General features: G+C 30.6%; 7 protein-coding genes and 1 pseudogene. All 8 read left to right on the top strand.

Going from position 1 to position 5,314, the window contains the following annotated elements; translation table 11 throughout:
• Positions 1 to 1,118: GNAT family N-acetyltransferase (locus tag J7M77_RS12420; protein WP_296879031.1), on the top strand; the 1,118-nt coding region annotated here is incomplete at its 5' end.
• Positions 1,106 to 1,615 (top strand): MurR/RpiR family transcriptional regulator, encoded by a 510-nt coding sequence (locus J7M77_RS12415; protein WP_296879029.1) that lies wholly within the window; start codon positions 1,106 to 1,108, stop codon positions 1,613 to 1,615. The genes J7M77_RS12420 and J7M77_RS12415, both read left to right, overlap by 13 nt.
• Before the next feature lie 26 nt (positions 1,616 to 1,641).
• Positions 1,642 to 1,965, top strand: a pseudogene (locus tag J7M77_RS12410) (SIS domain-containing protein); the annotation flags it as partial.
• Between the two features lie 149 nt (positions 1,966 to 2,114).
• The gene (locus J7M77_RS12405) at positions 2,115 to 2,444 is read left to right on the top strand and encodes a PTS sugar transporter subunit IIB (RefSeq protein ID WP_296879027.1); all 330 of its coding nucleotides are present in this window, start codon (positions 2,115 to 2,117) and stop codon (positions 2,442 to 2,444) included.
• Positions 2,444 to 3,919, top strand: coding sequence for a glycoside hydrolase family 1 protein (locus tag J7M77_RS12400; RefSeq protein WP_296879025.1), 1,476 nt, complete (start codon positions 2,444 to 2,446; stop codon positions 3,917 to 3,919). Before J7M77_RS12405 ends, J7M77_RS12400 begins: the two co-directional genes overlap by 1 nt.
• Positions 3,920 to 3,934: 15 nt before the next feature.
• Positions 3,935 to 4,267, top strand: a complete 333-nt coding sequence (locus tag J7M77_RS12395; protein ID WP_296879023.1) for a TIGR04076 family protein — start codon at positions 3,935 to 3,937, stop codon at positions 4,265 to 4,267.
• Between the two features lie 103 nt (positions 4,268 to 4,370).
• Positions 4,371 to 5,051, top strand: a complete 681-nt coding sequence (locus J7M77_RS12390) for a GTP pyrophosphokinase family protein (protein WP_296879021.1) — start codon at positions 4,371 to 4,373, stop codon at positions 5,049 to 5,051.
• 80 nt (positions 5,052 to 5,131) lie between these two features.
• A partial coding sequence (locus J7M77_RS12385) for a GntR family transcriptional regulator (protein WP_296879019.1) occupies positions 5,132 to 5,314 on the top strand: 183 nt, incomplete at its 3' end.

The following is a 5,314-nucleotide window of genomic DNA, read 5'->3' as shown; positions in this document are numbered from 1 at the left end:
TAAAAGCTAAATATACAGGAAATCATGGTCGTCTTTTAGCGGCTTTAGTCGATGGAAAAGTCGTTGGCTGTGTCGGTTATTATCGTCATCATGTATTGCGCTGTGAAATGAAACGGTTATATGTAAAAAAGGAATATCGGAAGTTTGGGATTGGTAGTAAATTGATTGAACAAATTATTCTTGCGGCTAAAAAAGATGGTTACCAGGAGATGGTCTTAGATACGATTAAACCATTACAGGCAGCAATTAATTTATATCAGCATTTTGGTTTTCAAGAAATTGAACCGTATTACGATAACCCAATGGATGATGTTATTTATATGGGACTGATCATTAATGATAATTACTATTTAGGGGCAATGAAACGGTTTAAAGAATATATTCAAAATTATGATTTAAGCAATGATTTAATTAGATTAAAAGTAGTTCATAGTTATCAGGTCGTTAAACATACACAATATTTATGTAATCAGTTAAATTTAAATGATGAAGATAGACAGCTTGCTTTAGTTATTGCTTTATTACATGATTTAGGACGTTTTGAACAATATCGGATTTATCATAGCTTTGAAGATTATCGAACGATTGATCATGCTTTGTTTTCTAGTGATTTATTGTTTAAGCAGGGATTAATCAAAGAATTTATCTGCAATCGAAAATATGATGAACTCATCAAAGCAGCGATTGAACAGCATAATAAATATCAAGTAACCGGATCAAATACTAACCGCGAGTTATTATTTATTCATTTGATTCGTGATAGTGATAAATTAGATAATTTTCGCGTTAAAGAAGTAGAAAGTATAGAAACGTTGTTACAAACAAGTAAGGAAAACTTGGAATTAGAAACAATTACACCAGTTGTTTATAAGCAGTTTATGGATGGTAAATTAATCTATGGGCCAACACGAAAGACTAATCTTGATAAATGGATTTCATATATAGCTTTTATTTTTGATTTTCATTTTCAAGCTAGTTTAGAATATATTAAACAAGAAAATTATTTAATTCGTTTATTTGATCGCGTTAATCCCAAAGATAAACTAACGGCAAAACAATATCTACAATTAAAAGAAAGAGCATTGAAATATGTTGAGGATAAAGTATGGAAATCCTAGAAAAATTACAAAAAACAACTGATTTAAGTGAAAACGATCTTGTTATCGCTACTTATATGATCGAACATTTAGAAGAAATTCCTAGGTTATCAACTCGTGAATTTGCGAAAAGAACCTATACTAGTGCCACTTCAATCATTCGTTTTATCAAAAAACTGGGTTATCAAAATTATAATGAATTTAAATATAATATTGGTTCGGCTTTAAAAAACCTAGATTTAACAAACTATAAAGTAGTATCTAATGAAGATATTTTATCTTTAATCAATAAAACGGCTAATTTAGAAAAAGATTCGATTGATCAAATGAAAGAATTATTAAAGATGGATGAGATCAAAGAAATAATTGAGCTATTAACTAATAGTAAATACATTGATATTATTGCAAATGATACTAATGCCAAAGTCGGACAATATGCATCACATTGTTTATGTAATGTCGGTAAGATTGCAACTGTTTACCATGAAGTAGATAAGCAGTTGTTTACCATGAAGTAGATAAGCAGTTAAATTTTGCTTTAAATGTTTCTAATGATCATGTGGTTTTTATCATGAGCAAATTTTCTTTAAATACATATTTATTAGAGATGGCAAAAACATTGAAACGAAGAAATATTACAACGATTGCAATAACCGGCAATCGTTCTAATAAGTTATCGGATTATTGTCGTTATACGATTTTTACACCTTTTGATCCCGATATGGATCGTATTGGTGAACTTGTTTATTTTACGGCTGTTAAATATGTTTTTGATTTGTTTTTTAGTCTTATTTTTTCTCATGATTATCAAAGAATGAAACAGGCAGAAGAGTTTTATAATGTTATCTTTTTTAAACGAAAGCAATAAAATGCTTTCGTTTTTTGTTACCAGGTAACGTTGAAATGATTGATTAATTGAAAAGGTTTGTTACACTGTAACAAGACTTATGAAAACGCTTGTAGAAAGTAAAAAAAGTAATTATAGTAAAGCCAGAAAGAAACAAGGAGGAATAAGAAATGATTAGAATTTTATTAGCGTGTGCTGGTGGGATGTCAACTAGTTTATTAATGAACAAAATGAAAGTAGAAGCAGAGCGAAGAGGAATTGAAGTATCTGTTGATGCGGGTCCTGAAAAAGGAATTGAAGATCGCATGGGAAGTTTTGATGTGTTATTATTAGGACCGCAAGTTCGGTATGTATTAAAAAATGTAGCTAAAATTTGTGAAGGCAAAGTGCCTTATGAAGTAGTCGATATGCGTGATTATGGAACAATGAATGGTGCAAAAGTCTTAAATCGGGCTTTAGAAATGTATGAAGAATTCTATGGAAAGAAGGTAACTGATTAATGAGTTTTCCAAGTAATTTTCTATGGGGTGGGGCAACTGCCGGGCATCAGTTTGAAGGTGCTTATAATCAAGATGGTAAAGGATTATCAACTGCCGATGTAGTAACTAATGGTGATGGTCGTAATAATATCCAGCGTCGAGTTACTTTTAAAACTAAAGATGGTAAAATTGGCAGCCAGGTAGTTTTCCCGTATGATGATATTCCTGATGGTGCTATATTACAATGTTTAGAAGGTGAATATTATCCAACTCACGAAGCTGTTGATCATTATCATCATTACAAAGAAGATATTGCTTTAATGGCTAAGATGGGCTTTAAATGTTATCGTTTATCAATTAACTGGACTCGTATTTTTCCTTTAGGTAACGAAGACAAACCTAATGAAAAAGGATTACAGTTCTATGATGATTTGTTTGATGAATGTTTAAAATATGGAATTGAACCAGTAGTAACAATTTTCCATTTTGAAACACCTTTGCATCTTGCCAACCAATATGGTGGCTGGATCGATCGTCGCTGTGTCGATTTCTATGTAAATTACTGTAAAACGATTTTTACGCGTTATCAAAATAAAGTTAAATATTGGATGACTTTTAATGAAATCAATAATATGGAAATCTTACCATTGTATGCAGGAGGAATGTTGAAAAACGATTTGCAGTCAAAAGCAACGGGAACATATCATCAATTTTTAGCGAGTGCTAAAGCCGTATCTTTAGGTCATCAAATTAATCCTGATTTTAAAATTGGAATGATGATTGCTTATACTTCGGCTTATGGTTTAACATGTCATCCTGATGATCAGCTTAAAAAGATGAAAGATGATCAAATTCGTCATTTCTATTGTGATGTTCAATGTCGAGGTGTTTATCCAAATTATAAATTAAAAGAATATGAACGTTTAAATATCAAATTACCAATGGAACCTGGTGATGAAGAAATTTTAAAAGCGGGAGTAGTTGATTATATTGGTTTTAGTTATTATTCAAGTTCATGTGTAAGTGCTGATCCAAGCATACAGACAACTGAAGGAAATATGACGACATCAGTAATTAATCCTTATTTAGAAAAAAGTGCCTGGGGCTGGTTAATTGATCCAACCGGACTTCGAATTGCTTTAAATCAATTATATGAACGTTATCAATTACCATTATTTATTGTCGAAAATGGTTTAGGAGCGATTGATAAACTAGAAGCTGATGGTACTATCAATGATGATTATCGGATTGATTACTTGAAAAAACATATTAAAGCAATGAAAGAAGCGGTTGAAGAAGATGGTGTTGATTTAATGGGCTATACACCTTGGGGCTGCATTGATTTAATTTCAGCTGGAACTGGAGAAATGCGTAAACGTTATGGTTTAGTTTATGTTGATAAAGATGATGAAGGTAATGGTTCATTAAAACGAATTCCAAAACAAAGTTTTTACTGGTATCAAAAAGTAATTGCCACCAATGGTGAGGAATTATAGAAAAGGGGAATAATTATGTCAAAAGTAAAATTAACTGTTTTAGATAAAAAATGCTATCCCGAATTACAGGAAAAATATTGTGCCGACCCTAAAGCCGGTCCTTGTCCGGTATTTAAAGTAGGTCAGGAAATTATCTTAGAAAGAAGTAATGGTAAAGATGATTTCATGCAAATGTTAAATGGGAAATTTTGCAGTGAAGCTTGGGATTGCGTTAGCCGCTATATCTATGCTGGATTACAAGGTGGTTCAATCATGAAAGGCTGGATGAAAAGGGAAAATGAAATGATTGCCTGCTGTAATGATGGAACTCGTCCAGTTATCTTTAAAATTGAAAGAATCGATGATTAATACGCTCCTAAAAAACTCTATGGTTTTCATAGAGTTTTTTCTTTATTAGTTGAAGTTGAGTTAACATTTCCTCTTTATAATTTAATTGAAGAGGTAAAAGAAAATGAAAAAAGAAGAAATTAGAGATTATTTTTTTGAAGAAGTGGTGAATGATGAGTTTATTGATGAAATTGAAAAGGAAAGTATTCCTATTGAAACATTGATGGCCTATTATCGCTGTGCCATTATGGAAGTGGAAACTAAGTTTCGAGTTTTAAATGAAGAGTTTTCAGTATACTATGATCAAAATCCGATTGAAACAATTAAATCAAGATTAAAATCGCAAACGAGTATTTTAAAGAAATTGAAAAAGAAGAATATTGCTTTTTCATTAAAAAATATTGAAGAAAATATATTTGATGTCGCTGGAATTAGAGTGATTTGTTCGTTTGAAGATGATATTTATTTATTAGCTGAATGTTTACTAAAACAAGATGATGTTAAGTTAATTGAAAAGAAAGATTATATTAAAAATCCTAAAAGTAATGGTTATCGAAGTTTACATTTAATTATTGAAATACCTATTTTCCTAAAGAATGAAAAAAGAGCAATGAAAGTAGAGGTACAATTAAGAACAATTGCGATGGATTTTTGGGCTAGTCTGGAACATAAATTACGCTATAAAAAATCATTAGATGAAAAGATTGCTGAATCAATTTCTCAAAGTTTACTTGAATGTGCCGATATCAGTGCAAAACTTGATCATAAAATGCAAATGATTCAAAAACAAATAAATGATAATTAAAACAAATAAAATTTATGCCTATAAATATTTGCCATCTTAATTAAGTTATGATATTCTTGAAGAAGAAAGTGGTGATAAAGATGGCAAAATATGAAAATGTAGCTAATGAAATAGTTGAAAGAATTAAACAAGGTGAATTTAAACAAAATGGTAAATTACCAACCGAAGATGAAATGATTACCCAATATCAAGTATCGAGAAATACCATTCGTTCAGCATTGAAGTTACTAGCTAGCCAGGGAATTATTTATTCAAGACAAGGC

This window comes from Thomasclavelia sp., assembly GCF_017889095.1.
Taxonomy (GTDB): domain Bacteria; phylum Bacillota_I; class Bacilli_A; order Erysipelotrichales; family Coprobacillaceae; genus Thomasclavelia.
The sequence above is the reverse complement of the archived record's forward strand: the minus strand, read 5'-3'. Positions and strand labels throughout refer to the sequence as shown.